The organism is Streptomyces sp. NPDC096105 (assembly GCF_044763335.1).
Lineage (GTDB): Bacteria > Actinomycetota > Actinomycetes > Streptomycetales > Streptomycetaceae > Streptomyces.
Genome location: NZ_JBIWGC010000005.1, coordinates 55,734 through 70,991 on the forward strand (window position 1 = coordinate 55,734; position 15,258 = coordinate 70,991).

Annotated in this window: 14 protein-coding genes and 1 pseudogene; 8 read left to right on the forward strand and 7 right to left on the reverse strand. The window is 74.6% G+C overall.

Features of this window, described 5'->3' with window-relative positions; translation table 11 throughout:
- Positions 1-17 precede the first annotated feature (17 nt).
- Both ACIQ8B_RS10255 and ACIQ8B_RS10260 read right to left on the reverse strand, forming a co-directional pair.
- Positions 18-518, reverse strand: a complete 501-nt coding sequence (locus ACIQ8B_RS10255) for a DUF402 domain-containing protein (RefSeq protein ID WP_106414938.1) — start codon at positions 516-518, stop codon at positions 18-20.
- Positions 499-1,431, reverse strand: a complete 933-nt coding sequence (locus tag ACIQ8B_RS10260; protein ID WP_290008263.1) for a GNAT family N-acetyltransferase — start codon at positions 1,429-1,431, stop codon at positions 499-501. The genes ACIQ8B_RS10255 and ACIQ8B_RS10260 overlap by 20 nt, the downstream gene beginning before the upstream one ends.
- A 125-nt stretch (positions 1,432-1,556) precedes the next feature.
- Between ACIQ8B_RS10260 and ACIQ8B_RS10265 the strand changes: the two genes are divergently transcribed.
- Entirely contained in the window at positions 1,557-1,925 is a 369-nt protein-coding gene (locus ACIQ8B_RS10265; protein WP_290008266.1) for a GntR family transcriptional regulator, read from the forward strand.
- Positions 1,926-2,069: 144 nt separating this feature from the next.
- On the opposite strand, the pseudogene ACIQ8B_RS10270 reads toward ACIQ8B_RS10265, so the two are convergent.
- Positions 2,070-2,240, reverse strand: a pseudogene (locus tag ACIQ8B_RS10270) (DUF72 domain-containing protein); the annotation flags it as partial.
- A gap of 67 nt (positions 2,241-2,307) precedes the next feature.
- Positions 2,308-3,402 (reverse strand): DUF5925 domain-containing protein, encoded by a 1,095-nt coding sequence (locus tag ACIQ8B_RS10275; RefSeq protein ID WP_403546573.1) that lies wholly within the window; start codon positions 3,400-3,402, stop codon positions 2,308-2,310.
- 236 nt (positions 3,403-3,638) lie between these two features.
- Between ACIQ8B_RS10275 and ACIQ8B_RS10280 the strand changes: the two genes are divergently transcribed.
- Entirely contained in the window at positions 3,639-4,445 is an 807-nt protein-coding gene (locus tag ACIQ8B_RS10280) for an SGNH/GDSL hydrolase family protein (protein ID WP_403546423.1), read from the forward strand.
- Between the two features lie 567 nt (positions 4,446-5,012).
- Positions 5,013-5,282, forward strand: a complete 270-nt coding sequence (locus ACIQ8B_RS10285) for a hypothetical protein (protein WP_106416487.1) — start codon at positions 5,013-5,015, stop codon at positions 5,280-5,282.
- Between the two features lie 541 nt (positions 5,283-5,823).
- Here ACIQ8B_RS10285 and ACIQ8B_RS10290 read toward each other — a convergent pair.
- From ACIQ8B_RS10290 to hmgA, 3 genes are read right to left on the reverse strand one after another with little or no spacing between them, the layout of a single operon-like run.
- The gene (locus ACIQ8B_RS10290) at positions 5,824-6,993 is read right to left on the reverse strand and encodes a type ISP restriction/modification enzyme (protein ID WP_403546424.1); all 1,170 of its coding nucleotides are present in this window, start codon (positions 6,991-6,993) and stop codon (positions 5,824-5,826) included.
- Positions 6,994-7,018: 25 nt separating this feature from the next.
- Positions 7,019-7,768: a GntR family transcriptional regulator gene (locus ACIQ8B_RS10295; RefSeq protein WP_106414943.1), complete on the reverse strand. Its 750-nt coding sequence runs from the start codon at positions 7,766-7,768 to the stop codon at positions 7,019-7,021.
- 27 nt (positions 7,769-7,795) lie between these two features.
- Positions 7,796-9,148 (reverse strand): homogentisate 1,2-dioxygenase, encoded by a 1,353-nt coding sequence (hmgA, locus tag ACIQ8B_RS10300; protein ID WP_290008276.1) that lies wholly within the window; start codon positions 9,146-9,148, stop codon positions 7,796-7,798.
- A 181-nt stretch (positions 9,149-9,329) separates the two neighbouring features.
- Here hmgA and ACIQ8B_RS10305 point away from each other — a divergent pair, with 181 nt between their 5' ends.
- The 5 genes from ACIQ8B_RS10305 to ACIQ8B_RS10325 all read left to right on the forward strand — a co-directional run bounded on the left by ACIQ8B_RS10305 (position 9,330) and on the right by ACIQ8B_RS10325 (position 15,194).
- Entirely contained in the window at positions 9,330-9,905 is a 576-nt protein-coding gene (locus tag ACIQ8B_RS10305; protein ID WP_403546425.1) for a hypothetical protein, read from the forward strand.
- Complete coding sequence (locus ACIQ8B_RS10310; RefSeq protein WP_403546426.1) at positions 9,902-10,519, forward strand: TetR family transcriptional regulator; 618 nt, start codon at positions 9,902-9,904, stop codon at positions 10,517-10,519. The genes ACIQ8B_RS10305 and ACIQ8B_RS10310 overlap by 4 nt, the downstream gene beginning before the upstream one ends.
- A gap of 90 nt (positions 10,520-10,609) precedes the next feature.
- Positions 10,610-12,874, forward strand: coding sequence for a molybdopterin oxidoreductase family protein (locus ACIQ8B_RS10315; protein WP_403546427.1), 2,265 nt, complete (start codon positions 10,610-10,612; stop codon positions 12,872-12,874).
- Between the two features lie 320 nt (positions 12,875-13,194).
- Positions 13,195-13,398: a hypothetical protein gene (locus ACIQ8B_RS10320; protein WP_403546428.1), complete on the forward strand. Its 204-nt coding sequence runs from the start codon at positions 13,195-13,197 to the stop codon at positions 13,396-13,398.
- Between the two features lie 422 nt (positions 13,399-13,820).
- On the forward strand, positions 13,821-15,194 hold the full coding sequence (locus ACIQ8B_RS10325; RefSeq protein WP_403546429.1) for an ABC transporter ATP-binding protein: 1,374 nt from the start codon (positions 13,821-13,823) through the stop codon (positions 15,192-15,194).
- Positions 15,195-15,258 lie beyond the last annotated feature (64 nt).

A 15,258-nucleotide genomic window follows, 5' to 3' on the forward strand; every position in this document is an offset into this window, starting at 1 on the left:
CCGGCCGGCGCCGTGTCTCAGCCGAGCAGGGCGCCGAGACCGGCCCCGCGGGCCAGGGCGTCCAGCTCGTCGAGGGCGGCCACCGCGGCCGCCGCCGCGCCGGGGTCCCTGGCCGCCAGGCCGCTCTCCGCGAACTCGTCCTCGTCCAGCCGCCGTACGTCCGTGCCGTCGGCGGAGACCCACAGGTCCAGGTCGAGGTCCTCGACGACCAGGCGGCCCCCGGTCAGCTCGGCCGGGCGGGTGATGTCGCAGTAGTGGCCCTTGAGGACGCCCCCGGAGGTGCGCACCTCCTTCACGGAGTACCAGCGGTCCCGCCAGTAGTGCTCCGTGAAGACGTCTCCGGGTTCGAAGCGGACGAAGCCGAAGTCGCGTACGCCCTCGCCCGCCCACGGGGCGCGCACGCTGACCCGGGCGCCGTCGTCGGCGAGCAGCTCCGCCGGGTAACGGATCTTCGTACGGCCCGCCTTGACCAGGACCACCTCGACGGTCGCGGGTCCGTCAGCCGAGTTCGCGGACATACCGCACCTCCGTTCCGCACAGCTCGTAGCCGAACCACTCGTTGATCGCGATCATCGGACCGTTCCCGGTGTCGTTGCCGGTGAAGGCTTCTGTGTACCCGGCCGCGCGGGCCCGGTGCAGCGAGTCGTTCTTCGCGAGCTTCGCCAGGCCCCGGCCGCGGTGGGCGCGCGCCGTGCCGGTCATACCGGTCGCGTACCGGGTGCCGCCGTCCGTGCGGGCCGCGGAGAACGCGGCGGGCCGGCCGTCGACCACGGCCACCGTGGTCAGCCCGGCGTCGAACAGCGGGTGCTGCCAGGTCTCCCTCAGCCACGCCTCGTAGTCGGTGAGCTCCGTGTCCACGTCGCTCGGCTCGTCCGCCGTGGTCTCCGCGTCCAGCTCGAACAGCGGGCGCGGGTCGTCGGCGTACGCGGAGCCCGGGCGCAGTTCCACGCCGGGCGGCGGGTCCTGCGGCGGGGGCAGCTCGCGGTGCGCCAGGTCCAGGCGGAGGAAGTGCGCGGAGCGGCTCGCCCGGTAACCGTGCAGTTCGGCGAAGGCGCGGTTGCCGGGCTCGTCCAGCACCCAGGCCAGCAACCGGGTCGCCCCGTGCGCGGTCAGATGCTCCTCGGCGGCGCGCACCAGCAGCGTCCCCGCGCCCCGGCGCGTGTGCCGGGGGTGCACGTAGACGTTGAGGTTGCCCTGGCCGGGCACGGCGCTGTCGTGGCTGAGGTGCACCTGGGCCGTGCCGATCACCTCCCCGTCGTCGTCCACCGCGACGAGCGGGCGGTAGCGGGCGTCGGGGTGCAGATGGGCGAGCTCGTGGGCCAGGGACTCCGGGGTGACGAGGACGAACGGCAGCGCGGCCTGCCGTACGCGGGCGAAGCCCTCCAGGTCGGCCGGGGCGTCGGGGCGCAGATCGCGGACGGTCACTGTCATGTGAGCGCACGCTACGAGGTGATGAGGCGGGGGTGCCTCTTATTTTCCCGGGGCGCCGCGTGGGTGTGCCGGGGCACCGGCCGGGCGGGGGTGTGGGGCGTCCGGGGGTGCGCGAGAATCGCGGCGTGAGTGTACGGATCCATATCCAGGACGGAACACCGCCGTACGAGCAGGTGCGGGCGCGGATCGCCGAGCAGGCGCGGTCGGGGGAACTGCCGGTGGGGTACCGGCTGCCGACGGTGCGGGGGCTGGCCGAGACGCTCGGGCTCGCGGCGAACACGGTCGCCAAGGCGTACCGGGCGCTCGAGGCGGACGGGGTGATCGAGACGCGGGGGCGGAACGGAACGGTGATCGCTGCCGCGGGGGCGGCGGCGGAGAGGGAGGCTGCGGCCGCGGCGCAGGCGTTCGCCGAGAGGGTCCGGCGACTGGGGTTGGGGGAGGAGGCGGCGATGGCCGCGGTCCGGGACGCGCTGCGGGCGGTCTACCGGGCGTAGGCGCCGCGGGGGTTGGGGGCCGGCGGCCACTGCGGACGCGTGTGGGTGGGGGGCGGGTGCGCGGTTCCCCGCGTCCCCCAGGGTGTCGGGCGAGGCTTCCGCAGGGGCCGCAGGGCGGTCGAGGTCGTGGCGTCGCGGGCTGCTGACCGTGACGGCGGAGTCCGGTGGCGTGCGCTCCAGGCAGGAGGCGAAGGTCTCCCGGGACGGCAGCCGGCAGAAGGCGTTGTCCACCTCGGCGGTGGGGGAGACGGCCGCGTACTCCTCCAGCCGCAGCGGCAGCCGCAGCCGTACCGGCAGGCCGGGCGGGCACAGCACCCCGCGCCGGTCCTTGCGCTGCTGTCCCGAACTCCCGACCGGCAGCGGCGTGCGGCCCTCACCGCTCCTACAGGTACAGGCCCGCGTCCGCGTCGCCGCGCGGCTCCGGCAGGGCGGTCGGGGAGGCGCCCCGGCGCAGGGCGTACAACTCGGCCAGGGTCGCCCCCTCGCGTCCGACGCCCTCCTCGCGGCCCAGCCAGTTCACCGCCTCCGTGCGGGTCAGCGGCCCCACCTCGATCCGGGCCAGGCAGCGGCCCGGACGCACCACGGCCGGGTGCAGCCGCTCCAGGTCCTCGTTGGTGGTGACGCCCACCAGGACGTTGCGGCCCTGGCCGAGCAGACCGTCGGTGAGGTTCAGCAGCCGGGACAGCGCCTGGCCCGCCGTGTGCTTGGCCTCGCCGCGGATCAGTTCGTCGCAGTCCTCCAGGAGCAGCAGCCGCCAGCGGTTCCTGCCGGACGCGTCCTCCTCGCCGATGGCGATGTCCATCAGGTAGCCGACGTCGGAGAACAGCCGCTCGGGGTCCAGGACGCAGTCCACCTGGCACCAGTCCCGCCAGGACCGGGCGAGGGTGCGCAGCGCGGACGTCTTGCCGGTGCCCGGCGGGCCGTGCAGCAGGAGCAGCCGCCCCGAGATGTCCTCGGGGGTGGTCTTCATCAGCCGGTCCATCGCGTTCGCCACCGGGGCGGTGTAGTTGGGCCGGATCTCCTCCCACGTGCCGGCCGTGATCTGCCGGGTGGTGCGGTGCGGACCGCGCCGCGGGGAGACGTACCAGAACCCCATGGCGACGTGCTCCGGCTGCGGTTCCGGCTCGTCGGCCGCGCCGTCGGTGGCCTCCTCCAGGATCCGCTCCGCCAGGTCGGCGCTGGTCGCGGTCACCGTGACGTCGGCGCCCCGGCTCCAGCGGGAGATCAGCAGCGTCCAGCCGTCCCCCTCGGCCAGGGTGGCGCTGCGGTCGTCGTCCTTGGCGAGCCGCAGCAGCCGCGCGTCCGCGGGCAGGAGGGTCGCGCCGGACCGGACGCGTTCGAGGGTGGCGGCGTGCGAGTAGGGCTGCTCGCCCGTCGCGAAACGGCCGAGGAACAGCGCGTCGACGACGTCGGACGGGGAGTCGTTGTCGTCGACGTTGAGCCGGATGGGCAGGGCGTCGTGCGGGTGCGCGGACATGCCGCCATGATCGGTCACGGGGGCTCCCCGTGCACCTGGATTGCCGGGTGCGCCCGTGCGTGGCGCGTCGCTCCCGGTCCGCCGGCGACGGACTTCTCACCGTGCGGGGCCGGAAAGCCGCGCCGTCCCGGTGTTCGTCCGGTGCCCGACGGTAATAGTTCTGGCATGAACACTTCCATTCAACACGCGTCATTGGTACGACGGTTGAGGCAGAGATCCTGCTAAAGGGAGGTTCCATGAGACGTTCCCGACTCGTCCTCTTCCTCACCGCCTTCTTCCTCGCCGTCACCGCCGCCCTCACCGGTGCGACCGCGGCGCACGCGTCCTCACAGGCGGCCCTCGGCCCGTACGTGGCCCTGGGCGACTCCTACTCCTCGGGCGTCGGCGCCGGCAGCTACATCTCCTCCAGCGGCGACTGCAAGCGCAGCACGAAGGCCCACCCGTACCTCTGGGCGGCCGCGAACTCACCGTCCTCCTTCTCCTTCACGGCCTGCTCGGGCGCCCGTACGGGTGATGTCCTCTCCGGGCAGCTCGGCCCGCTCTCCGCGAGCACCGCCCTCGTCTCGGTCAGCGTCGGCGGCAACGACGCGGGGTTCGCCGACGTCATGACGACCTGTGTGCTCCAGTCCGACAGCTCCTGCCTCTCCCGCATCGCCACCGCCCGCGCCTTCGTCGACTCGACGCTGCCCGGCAGGCTCGACGGCGTCTACACCGCGATCCGGGACCGGGCGCCCAACGCCCATGTGGTGGTGCTCGGTTACCCCCGCTTCTACCAGCTCGGCACCAGCTGCATCGGCCTCTCCGAGACCAAGCGGAAGGCCATCAACGACGCCTCCGACCACCTCAACAACGCCATCGCCCAGCGCGCCCGGGCGTACGGCTACACGTTCGGCGACGTCCGCACCACGTTCAGCGGCCACGAGATCTGCTCCGGAAACCCCTGGCTGCACAGCGTGGACTGGCTGAACATCGGCAACTCGTACCACCCGAAGGCCGCCGGACAGTCGGGCGGCTACCTCCCGGTGCTCACCTCGGCGGCCTGACCCCCGTGGCCCGGTAGCCGTCGTCGTCCCCGCCGGACGCCGAAGCGGAGGCCCCGCCCGACGGGGTCTCCGCCGCGCGCGACCGGGTACGTGGGACCGCCCGCGTTCTCGCCGTCCCGGACGCCCGCGCGAGCAGCGGCCGGGCCGTCCGCGGCCGCGGGATCGGAGTGATCGCCTCCGTACCGGCCGGCGGGGCGGCCGTCACCCTGGGCGGACATGACGGCCCCCGGACGGCCGGGTGCGCCGGCTCCGGCTCACGGACCGGGACGGCCGGCCCGCTCTCTCGGGCCCCTCGAACGCGACACGCCCTTGGCCGCGTCCGGTCTCCACCCCGCGGCGGCGTCACTCGCGGTGACCGTCGAACCGGACGGCGGCTTTCCGCAACCCGCCTACCAGCCCATCGTCCAACTCGCCCTGAAAACGGTCGGATTCGGAGAGTAATTGCCGAGTGTTCGTCAACACCCTTATGGGGAAGGTGAATCCTGTGACCTCGATACACGGGTGCCCGTACGGGACGATAGGGTTACCCTGCCCGGGCCGGGTGGAGTCGTACGGGTGGGGAGTGACATGGAACAGATAACAGTGCGCAGCAGGGCCAGGATCCCTGCGATCACCTGCGGCAGCGGCGCGAGCAGTACGCGTCTCGACCGCCATCTCTCGGTCCTCGCGGGACCGGCCGTCCCGCAGCGGGAGACGGCCGAGGCGACGTCGCTCATGCGTGAGCTGACCGCGCGTGACAGCACCCGCGGCACCAAGGGCGCACGGGCCCGCGCGAGCCGCGTCTCGCTCTTCGCCCCGCTGCGCCGACTGCGCCGCTCCCTGTTCGGCAGCCGGTAGCGTCCGCGCCGGACGGTCCCACCCGTCCCGGCGCGGCGCTCGCCCGCTGTCCCCACGGCACACGGCCCCACTCCGCCGGCCGCACGACACCGGCCTTCATCCTGCCGACCCCGATCCCACCCGGCGGCGACCGCAGGACTCGTCCACCGTCCGCGGTCCGTCCACGCGCACGTGTGGCTGCCGCTTGACGTCACCCGCCTGCCGCTGTCACCCGCCTACGGCTCCAGCCCCGCCCTCTGCGCAAGCCGGAGCCGACCGCGACGCTGAACGGCATCGTGACGACGCTCGACAGCGACGAACCGGCCACCGCCTGGCGCACCCGTTCGCTGCCCTGGCCGCGGAAGCAGGAGAACGCGGTCCGCACCGCCTGCCTCCGGTGGCGTCGCGACCGGCGGGTGCCCGAGGACGGCGGCGGCGTTCGTGGGGGGACCCGGCCCGATCGACTTCGAAGCGTGGTCCGAGCGGCTTCTCACCCGTGTACGGGACGGCGCCCGTCCCGCGTCGCACCGCCCCCCGCCGGGCCGCTCCGCCCCGCGCCCTCTCAGATCAGCGCGAGCTGGCCCCCCGGCCCCTCCTCGCGTGCGTCCAGCACCGAGGCCGGTCGCCGGGCGGACGCGGGCACGGGCAGGACACCTGCCGTGTGCAGGTCGGCGGGGGTGATCGGTGCGGGCAGGGAGCCCGTCGAGTCCTCACGGAGCGGGCGCAGTTCGGCGAGGAGGGTGAGGACCGTGACCAGTTCCAGCAGTTCCGAGGTCCAGGTCTGCGGCCAGGCGGCCGGGCGGATCGCCTCCAGGGTGCCCGGTTCGGCCGGGCGCGTGCGGGACGCGCACCACTCCTCCAGCACCCGCACCCCGCCGGCCTCGAACTCCCACGCCTGCGGCGGCACCGGGGAAATACGGCCGTCACCGAGCAGCAGCGCCTCCTCGCCCCGGTCGTAGGCCGGGGCGGGCGGCCGGGACGGCAGCGGGGCGCGGACGTACGGGCGGCGGCCGCCCGGCAGTCTGGGGCGCTCACCGTCCCGGTGCATGAGCCACAGCGTCCGGCGGCCCAGCGCCACGCCCTGCCGCCAGGCGTCCGGGTCGCCGGTGAGCGGCACCGCGAGCCCGCCCGGCGCGGGACGGGCCACGGCCGCCGCCCAGGCGAGGACGTCGACGGCGGAGACCTCCAGCCCCAGCCGGGCGGCGAGGTGGTCCGTCAGCCCCGGGGCCAGGTTGGGCTCGACGGCGCCCGGCCGGCGGTACAGCGGGCGGATCCGGCCCGTGCGCAGGACGGGGAAGAGGGACGTGACGAGCAGCGGCGGGATGCCGCCGGCCGTCTCGACGGCGAAGATCTGGTGCTCGTCCGCCACCCGCCACAACTCCGGCCGAGGGGCGTCGATCAGCCGTGTGTCGGGGATCAGCCACTGCTCGTCGAACGGGCCGCGCAGCACCCGTACCGGCTCCGGGCACGGCCCCGTGGCACGGGCCAGCCGCTCCGTGCCGCCGTCCCGCCCGGGGAGCTGCCCGACCGCCGTGTGCGGGGTGCGGGACCGGGTGGACCGGAAGAGGGCCTCGCGGTCCGGGCCCTCGGCTTTCACCAGGGCGTTCCAACGGGCCTTCAGGGACGCCGCGTCGGGGGCCGCCGGCCACCCCCGGCCGAGCCGCGGCGGTGCGACGGACCACGGCATGAGGTCCGCCAGCAGCGGAGCGTCGTCATGCGTCACGCCGGGCATCGTACGACGTGCCGGCGGGGCCGGATCAGGTGGCGTCCAGGGTCACCGTGAAGGAGAAGCGGTCGCCCCGGTAGTGGATCACGGCCACGTCCAGGACCCGTCCGGCGGAGTCGTAGGTGACGCCGGTGTAGTGCAGGATCGGGCTGAGCAGCGGGACCCGGAGCAGCCGCGCCGTCTCCGGGGCCGCGAGCCGTGCCTCCACGGTGTCCGTGATGCGGCTGATGTCCGCGCCGACGACGTCCCGCAGCACCTTCGTCATCGGCCAGCGCACCAGGTCCTGCGGATCGATCCGCTCGGCCAGCTCCGGACGCACGTAGTTGCGGGCGTGGTTGGTCGGCTCGCCGGTCTTCTCGTCGCTGCGCAGCCGGTGGTAGGCGGCCGTCTCCGCCAGGTCCGGGAAGTGCTCGGCCAGTTCGGCCGGCACCGGCGCGGCTCCGTGCTCCAGCAGGTCCGTCGTCATGCCGGACTGCTGGGCCACGATCGCGTCGACCGAGCCCAGCAGCCGCACCGGCGCGCCCCGCCGAGCGTCCGGCTCGATGAACGTGCCGCGCCGCCGGTGCCGGGTGATCAGCCCCTCGTCCTCCAGCTCCTTCAGCGCCTGCCGCATGGTCAGCACGCTCACCCCGTAGTGCCCGGCCAGCTGCTCCTCGGTGGGCAGGCGCAGCGGGTCGTGGGGCGAGCGGCCGAGGATCGAGGCGCGCAGCGACTGCGACACCTGGTACCAGAGCGGCAACTTGCGGTTGAGGACGATCGAGTCCGGGGCGAAGGAGGTCACGCGCTATCCGTACCGGTCGGAGAACGGTCAGTGCAATGGCCGGAAGTGACGCTCGAGTCCCTGCCACACGTCGTCGTACCCCTGCTGCAGGTGCTCCGCCCGCGCCGCCTGGGGGGTGAGGGACACCGGCCAGCGGGTCTCGAACATGAAGGCGAGGCCGTCGTCGACCTTCTGCGGGCGCAGCTCCGCCGCACTGGCGCGGTCGAACGTCTCCCGGTCCGGGCCGTGCGCCGACATCATGTTGTGCAGCGAGCCGCCGCCCGGCACGAACCCTTCCGCCTTCGCGTCGTACGCGCCCTCGATCAGGCCCATGTACTCGCTCATCACGTTCCGGTGGAAGTACGGCGGCCGGAAGGTGTCCTCGCCGACCAGCCAGCGCGGGGCGAACACCACGAAGTCCACGCCCGCCAGGCCGGGCGTGTCGCTCGGCGAGGTCAGCACCGTGAAGATCGACGGGTCCGGGTGGTCGTACGAGATGGTGCCCATCACATTGAAGCGGCGCAGGTCGTAGGCGTACGGCACATGGTTGCCGTGCCAGGCGACGACGTCCAGCGGGGAGTGGTCGTAGGTGGCGGCCCACAGGTTGCCGCAGAACTTGTTCACCACCTCCACCGGGCCCTCCACGTCCTCGTACGCGGCGACCGGGGCGCGGAAGTCACGGGCGTTCGCCAGGCCGTTGGCGCCGATCGGGCCGAGGTCGGGCAGCCGGAACGGCGCCCCATAGTTCTCGCATACATAACCGCGGGCCGTCTCGTCCAGCAGCTCCACACGGAACCGCACCCCACGGGGGATCAGCGCGATGTGTCCGGGCTCCACATGCAGCAGACCGAACTCCGTGCGCAGCAGCAGCCCGCCGCGCTCCGGCACGATCAGCAGCTCGCCGTCGGCGTCGCTGAACACCCGCTGCATGGAGGCGTTGGCGTGGTACAGGTGCACCGCCATACCGCTGCGCCGGGTCACGTCGCCGTTGCCGCCCAGGGTCCACAGGCCGGCCAGGAAGTCGGTGCCCTCCGCCGGCTCCGGCAGCGGGTTCCAGCGCAGCCGGTTGGGGTCGGGCACCGTCTGGGCGAACGGCGCCGAGCGCAGCGCCCCGTTGCCCGTGCGGGTGAATGCCGGGTGCGCGGCGGACGGGCGGATCCGGTACAGCCACGAGCGGCGGTTGACCGCCCGCGGCTCGGTGAAGGCCGACCCGCTCAGCTGCTCCGCGTACAGCCCGAGCGGCGCGCGCTGCGGGGAGTTGCGGCCGACGGGCAGGGCGCCCGGCACCGCCTCCGAGCTGTGCTCGTTGCCGAAGCCGGAGAGGTGCTCCAGGCCCTCGGCGATCTTGCGCGCCTGCTCGCGCTCCGTCGCGCTCCCGCGGGCGGTGGCCCCGTCGCTCATGTCCGCTGCTCCCTTGCACCGAGCCGATTCCTATGGGACACCGTAGGATTGCGGTTACCCCGGCGCAAGGGCGCCGCGCGGTCCCGTTCCCCGGCCGGCCCTCCCGTCCCCTCCACGGAGTGTCCGGAACCATTCTCCAGGGGGATTCGCACGTTCGAAGCGCTGTTCTACGCTCCCCGGCATGACGTGGACGCGGAAGCCGATCATCCCCGCGCTCGCGGTCTGTGTCGTCGTGCTGGCCGGACCCGCGGGCTGCGGCACCCCGGGCGGCCAGGGGAGGGGCGGGGCGCCGTCCTCACCCGTGGGCCGGCTCCTCGACGAGCGCGACGCGGAGGGCCGCCCCTACCGGGAGGTGGACGAGCAGGACGCGCCCCAGGTCGGCGTGGAGGTCACGCCCGACGCCGGGGGCGGCTGGGACGTACGACTGCGGGTGCGCGGCTTCCGCTTCTCGCCCGACGGGACGGGCCGCCGCGCCCGGGCCGGCCGGGGCGTGGCGCACCTGGAGGTGAACGGCCGCCGCGTCGCCGTGCTGCGCACCCCCGAGTACCACCTCGCCCCCGGCGCCTTCCCGCGCGGCACCCACCAGGTCACCGCGCGCCTGTACGCCGACGACGGCTCGGTGTGGGCCGTCGACGGAGAGCCCGTGGAGAGCACCGCCGACATCACCGTCTCGGACCGGGAGCCGGCCACCGGGCCGAGCGCGGAACCGGTCGCGGAGGGGCCCGGCGCACCGGACGGCCCCGGGCGGGCGGGGTGAGGCCCGTGTCCTCCACGGCATCGTTCCGCCGGGCGCCCGTGCAGCGGCGCAGCGCCGAACGGCTGGCCAGGATCCTCGACGCCTGCGCCGGCCTCCTCGACGAGGTCGGCTACGACGGCCTGAGCACCCGCGCGGTCGCCGAACGCGCCGGCGTGCCCATCGGTTCCGTCTACCGCTTCTTCACCGGCAAACGCCAGATGGCCGACGCGCTCGCCCGGCGCAACCTGGAGCGCTTCACCGAACGCGTCACCGAACGGCTGGCCGCCGCCGGCGACCGCGGCTGGCGGCACGCCGTGGACGTCGTGCTCGACACGTACCTGGACATGAAGCGTACCGCCCCCGGCTTCTCCCTCGTCGAGTTCGGCAACCAGATCCCGGTCGGGGCGCGCCGCGCCGAACCCAACCACCGGGTCGCCGACCGGCTCGCCGCGCTGCTCTCCGGCTACCTGGGCCGCCCGGCCGACGACGACCTGCGCCGCACCTTCCTGGTCGCCGTGGAGACCGCCGACACCCTGGTCGGCCTGGCGTTCCGGACGGCGCCCGAGGGGGACGAGAAGATCATCGCCGAACTGCGCGCGCTGCTGAGGGCGTACCTGGCCCGGGTGCTCGACTGACCCGTTCCCCCGCACGCCCTCCCCTCCGTGCGTACCGGTCGGTATGCTCGGCCCGTCCGTGCGCCACCGCCGCCGTCCCGGGGAGGACCCGTGTCCCGCACCGCCCTACGTATCTGCCCCCTGTGCGAGGCCACCTGCGGCCTGGTCCTCACCGTCGACAACGGCAAGGTCACCGGCGCCCGCGGTGACCGCGACGACGTGTTCAGCAAGGGGTTCATCTGCCCCAAGGGCGCCGCCTTCGCGGAGCTGGACTCCGACCCCGACCGGCTGCGCACCCCGCTCGTCCGGGTGGACGGCGCACTGCGCGAGGCCACCTGGGAGGAGGCCTTCGACGCCGTCGCCGCCGGACTGCGCACGGCCGTCGAACGGTACGGCCCGCACGCCGTCGGCGTCGTCCTCGGCAACCCCAACGTGCACACGACGGCCGGCGCCCTCTACCCGCCGCTGCTCATCGGCGGGCTCGGCACCCACAGCGTGTTCACCGCCTCCACCGTCGACCAGATGCCCAAGCACGTCTCCAGCGGGCTCCTCTTCGGCGACGCCAACCGCATCCCCGTACCCGACCTGGACCGCACCGACCACCTGCTCCTGATCGGCGCCAACCCGCTCGAGTCCAACGGCAGCCTGTGCACCGCGCCCGACTTCCCCGGACGGCTCAGGGCGCTGCGGGCGCGCGGCGGCACCCTCACCGTCGTCGACCCGCGCCGCACCCGCACCGCCCGCCTCGCCGACCGGCACCTCGCCGTCCGCCCCGGCACCGACGCGCTGCTGCTCGCCGCGATCGCCCGCACCCTCTTCGACGAGGACCTCGTCGACCTGGGCGACGCCGCCCCGCACCTCCAGGACGTCGCCGAACTCTCCGACGCCCTCGCCGACTTCACACCCGAGGCGGTCGCCGGCGCCTGCGACGTCGACGCCGCCGCCATCCGCGGCCTCGCCCGGGAACTCGCCGCCGCCCCCACCGCCGCCGTCTACGCCCGCATCGGCAGCTGCACCGTCCCGCACGGCACCCTCGCCAGCTGGCTCGTCGACGTCCTCAACGCCCTCACCGGCAACCTCGACCGGCCGGGCGGCGCGCTCTTCCCCCAGGCCGCCACCGACAGGACCCCGCGCCCTGCCGGACCCGGCCACGGCTTCGCCCTCGGCCGCTGGCACTCGCGGGTGAGCCGCCACCCCGAGGCCAAGGGCGAACTGCCGCTGTCCGCCCTCGCCGAGGAGATCGACACCCCCACCGAGGAGGGGACGCCGGTCCGCGCCGTCATCGCCGTCGGCGCCAACCCGGTGCTCTCCGCCCCCGACGGCAACCGGCTGGACCGGGCGCTCGCCTCCCTCGACTTCATGGTGAGCGTCGACCCCTACCTCAACGAGACCTCCCGGCACGCCCACGTCGTCCTGCCGCCGCCCCCGCCGGCCCAGAGCCCGCACCACGACTTCGCGTTCAACACCCTCGCCGTGCGCAACCAGGTCCGCTACACCCGCCCCGCCGTGCCCCTCGAACCCGGCCGCATGGCCGAGACCGAGATCCTCGCCCGGCTCGTCCTCGCCGCCACCGGCACCCATGGCGCCGACCCGTCCGCCGTGGACGACCTGGTGATCCGGCAGACCCTCGGCAAGGCCGTCCGCGAGCCGCACTCCCCGGTGCACGGCCGCGACCCGAAGGAACTCGCCGGACTGCTCACCGGCGACGACGGCCCCGAACGGCGCCTCGACATGATGCTGCGCCTCGGTCCCTACGGCGACGGCTTCGGCGCCGACCCGGACGGGCTCACCCTGGAGAAACTGCTCGCCCACCCGCACGGCATCGACCTCGGGCCGCTGCGCCCCCGCCTGCCCCAGCCGCTGAAGACCCGCAGCGGCAAGGTGGAACTGCTGCCCGCCCCGATCGCCGCCGACCTGCCCCGGCTGCGGGCCGCCCTCCGCGAGCGCCCCGCCGGCCTCGTCCTGGTCGGCCGCCGCCATCTGCGTTCCAACAACAGCTGGCTGCACAACGTGCCCGCCCTCACCGGCGGCTCCAACCGCTGCACCCTGCACCTGCACCCCGACGACGCCGAACGCCTCGGCGTACGGGACGGGCAGCCGGTGCGGATCAAGGGCGCCGGGGGAGAGGTGACCGCCCCCGCCGAGGTCACCGACACCGTGCGCCCCGGGGTGGTGAGCCTGCCGCACGGCTGGGGCCACGACCGGCCCGGCACCCGCACCCGGCACGCCTCCGCCCACCCCGGCGCCAACGTCAACCAGCTCCTCGACGGCAGCCTCCTCGACCCGCTGTCGGGCAACGCGGTGCTCAACGGCGTCCCCGTCGAGGTGTCCCCGGAGCGGGCCGACGAGCCGGAGGCGCTCACCGCGCTGACCTGAGCGGACGTCTGAGCCGGGGTGACACCCGGTTCGTGGTCAGGGGGCGTCCTCGCCGCACTCGGCTTCTGCCCGGGCCCCGGGCCGCCGCTGTCCCTGACGACGGTCGTCCAGGTCGCGCCCGCCGCCCGGTCCACCGCCCTCGCTGCTGCCGACGCCGGCGGGAGCCGCGCCGCGCCCTCCGGCGGCCGGGCGGCACGGCGGGCACGAACGCGGCCGGTGCGGGGCCCGGCGGCCGCGGTGAGACGCGCGGGCCGGCTCCGACAGGACGGCCCCCGTCGCAGCCGGGCTCCACATGGTCCCGCGCACACGAGGGGGCCCGCATGATCCTGACCGTCCTGTCCGTCGTCCTGATCCTCACCGTCGGCGGCTGCGCCTGCGTCGTCTGGGCCGCCAGGGGCGGCCCCCGCTGGACCCACGGAGCGGCGAGGGCGACCCTGGCCGCCGGCCACGTGACGACCGCGCTTCTCCGCTCCCGCCGCTCGGCCGCCCGGGGCGGCCCGGACACCGACGGCGGATCGGACTGAGGGGCGGGCCCCGAGGGACCCGGCCATCCCCGCGCCCACGCGCCCAGGTCCACGTCGCGCCCCGTGCCGCGGACGTCCCCGACCGCCCCCCGCGTCGGAGCGCCGCCACCCCGCAGGCGCACCCGGCGCCGAAGACACACGGCCCCGCCGCACGCGACCGGCTTCGGGGCACGCGATCCGTCCCGCCGCACGCGACCGGCCTCGGCGTCGGAGCGCACCCCGTCCCCGCCGCCCGGCACACCCCGTGCCGAATACCTCCGTCCGCTTTCTCTGCCCGCGGACGGAACGTCCCGATCGCGTCCGCCGTCTTCCCCGGCCGCCTACTTTCCGTTAACTTCCGTGACTCAAACGCCCCGTACGACCCGCACGAGGCGTCCGACCGCGGAGCAGCAGCGCCCTGATGAGCCCCCGGGGGCACTTTCATGACACGCGCCATCACCCTGCACGACGTGAGCAAGTCCTACACGCGAGGTGTTCGCGTGGTGGACCGGTTGTCCCTGGCCGTCGCCCCCGGCGAGTTCCTGGTGCTGCTCGGCCCGTCCGGCTGCGGGAAGTCCACCGTGCTGCGGATGATCGCGGGGCTGGAGGAGATCGACGAGGGCAGCCTGTTCCTCGACGGCGAGTACGCCAACGACCGGCCCCCGTCCGAGCGGGACATGGCGATGGTGTTCCAGAATTTCGCCCTCTACCCGAGCATGACCAGCCGGGACAACATCGGCTTCCCCCTGCGCATCGAGGCGCCCGGCGACGACCCGGCGCCCAAGGTGGACGCCACCGCCCGGATGCTGGGCATCGAGGACCTCCTCGACCGCTTCCCCGCCCAGCTGTCCGGCGGCGAACGCCAACGGGTCGCGATGGGCCGGGCCATCGCCCGCCGCCCCTCCGCGTTCCTGATGGACGAGCCGCTGTCCAACCTCGACGCCAAGCTCCGCAACCACGTACGCGCGGAGATCTCCCAGCTCACCCGGCGGTTGGGCGTCACCACCGTCTACGTCACCCACGACCAGTCCGAGGCGATGTCGCTCGGCGACCGGGTCGCCGTGCTGCGCGGCGGCGTCCTCCAGCAGGTCGGCACGCCCCGCGCGGTGTACTCGTTGCCCGAGAACGTCTTCGTCGCCGCGTTCATCGGCACCCCGCGCATCAACCTGCTGCGCGGGCTGGTCCGCGCCCCGCTGGACGGGGCGATGACCGTCCGCCTCGGCAAGCAGTTCCTGCGGATGCCCGAACCGCTGTCCCTGGACCACCAGTTGCTGCGGGTGCAGCAGGGCCGCGAGGTGATCGTGGGCCTGCGTTCCGAGGCCGTGCGGATCGCCAAGCCGTCCGCCGCGCGCCCCGGCGAGGTGGCGCTCACCGGCCTGGTGGAGCACCTGGAGTTCCAGGGGCACGAGGTGCTGGTGCACTTCGACACCGGCTCCCGCCCCGCCGTCATCCCCGAACTGGAGGCCCCGCGGCCGAGCCCCGGCCGCCCCGCCCGGCGCCGCCGCCGCGAGGGCGGCACGGTGCTGGAGCGCCTCCGGGAGCGCGCCGGCGGCCGCCGCGCGGGCGCCGCGCGTACGAGCGCCGTGGCCACGCTGGACGGGCCCGGACGGCCGGACCCCGCCGCGGTGCCGCCCGTCCCCGCTTCGGCCGAGCCCCGGGTCCCCGGCGACCTCATCGTCCGCACCACCCCCGACATCCGGCTGCGGCACGGCATGCAGGTGCCGCTCCTGGTCGATCTCGCCCACCTGTTCGTCTTCGACCAGCACGGCCAGCGGATCTGCCCCAGCCCGGACCGGCTGCCCGGCCTGGAGGAGTGAGCGCGGCGCACGGCCGCCCCCCTGGCGCGGAAAAACTAACATCGCTAGTTTAGGTGTCCGCACA